The 1,783-nt window shown below is 40.8% G+C and carries 1 pseudogene; it reads right to left on the bottom strand.

The features are described 5' to 3' along the window. Positions 1-1,783: pseudogene (locus tag B2G86_RS13290) on the bottom strand (YSIRK signal domain/LPXTG anchor domain surface protein); the annotation flags it as partial.

Here is a 1,783-nt window from a genome sequence, read left to right as displayed (position 1 = left end):
CATCTTTATCGAAGATTTCAACTTTAGATCCAGGGTCAGTAGTCACTGTAATTGGATTTTTTGTACCACCTTTATCATTTAAATCTGTTTGAATAACAGGTTTAGTAGGCGGCGTTGTATCTTTCGATTTGACTGGTTCAGAAGTGTCAGACGTATTCGGCGTTTCGGCATTATCCGTCGCTTTGGCCGTAATATTACCTTCAGGTAATGGTCTAGTTGGCGTAATTTCAGCGACACCTTGATCATTTGCGACCCCTTCACCAATTTTGTTTCCATCTTTATCAAAGATTTCAACTTTAGATTTAGGTTCAGCATTCACAGAAATCGTTGGCGTCATATGAGCTTGTCCTGTTAAATCAGTAGTGATAACTGGTTTAACTGGAGCTGTTGTATCTGTCGCTTTGATTGGATCAGAAGCGTCAGACGTATTCGGTGATTCTGCATTATCTGTTGCTTTGGCCGTAATATTACCTTCAGGTAATGGCGTTGTTGGCGTGATTTCAGCCACACCTTGATCATTGGCCATTGCTTCACCAATTTTGTTGCCGTCTTTATCGAATAATTCAACATTAGAACCTGGTTCAGCGTTTACAGAAATCGTTGGCGTCATATGAGCTTGGCCTGTTAAGTCTGTAGTGATGATAGGTTTAACTGGCGCTGTTGTATCAGTTGATTTGATTGGATCAGAAGTGTCAGATGTATTCGGTGTTTCGGCATTATCCGTTGCTTTGGCTGTGATATTACCTTCAGGTAATGGTCTAGTTGGCGTAATTTCAGCGATACCTTGATCATTTGCGACCCCTTCACCAATTTTGTTTCCATCTTTATCAAAGATTTCAACTTTAGATTTAGGTTCAGCGTTTACAGAAATGATTGGTGTCATATGAGCTTGGCCTGTTAAATCAGTTGTGATGACAGGTTTAACTGGCGCTGTTGTATCAGTTGCCTTGACTGGATCAGAAGCATCAGATGTATTTGGTGATTCCGCATTATCCGTTGCTTTCGCTGTAATATCACCTTCAGGTAATGGTTTTGTTGGCGTGATTTCAGCCACACCTTGATCATTTGTGACACCCTTACCAATCTTATTGCCATCTTTATCGAATAATTCAACATTAGAACCTGGCTCAGCATTCACAGAAATCGTTGGCGTCATATGAGCTTGGCCTGTTAAGTCTGTAGTGATAACAGGTTTAACCGGAGCCGTTGTATCTGTCGCTTTGATTGGGTCAGAAGCATCAGATGTATTTGGTGATTCCGCATTATCCGTCGATTTCGCCGTAATATTACCTTCAGGTAATGGTCTAGTTGGCGTAATTTCAGCGACACCTTGATCATTTGTGACACCCTCACCGATTTTATTGCCATCCTTATCGAATAATTCAACATTAGAACCTCGTTCAGCGTTTATAGAAATCGTTGGTGTCATATGAGCTTTACCAGTTAAATCAGTTGTGATGACAGGTTTAACCGGAGCCGTTGTATCAGTTGCCTTAACTGGATCAGAAGCGTCAGATGTATTAGGTGCTTCTGCATTATCCGTTGCTTTCGCTGTGATATTACCTTCAGGTAATGGTGTTGTTGGCATAATTTCAGCCACACCTTGATTATTCGCCACAGCCTCACCAATCTTATTGCCATTTTTATCAAAGATTTCAACCTTTGAATTAGGTTCAGCATTTACAACAATCGAATTTGTCGTCCATGCTTTGCTTGTTAAATCTGTTATGATGACAGGTTTAACTGGAGCCGTTGTATCTGTTGCCTTGATTGGATTAGAAGC

Source organism: Mammaliicoccus fleurettii, assembly GCF_002018435.1.
In the GTDB taxonomy this organism is placed as follows: domain Bacteria; phylum Bacillota; class Bacilli; order Staphylococcales; family Staphylococcaceae; genus Mammaliicoccus; species Mammaliicoccus fleurettii.
This window is presented reverse-complemented; position numbering and strand designations above follow the sequence as displayed.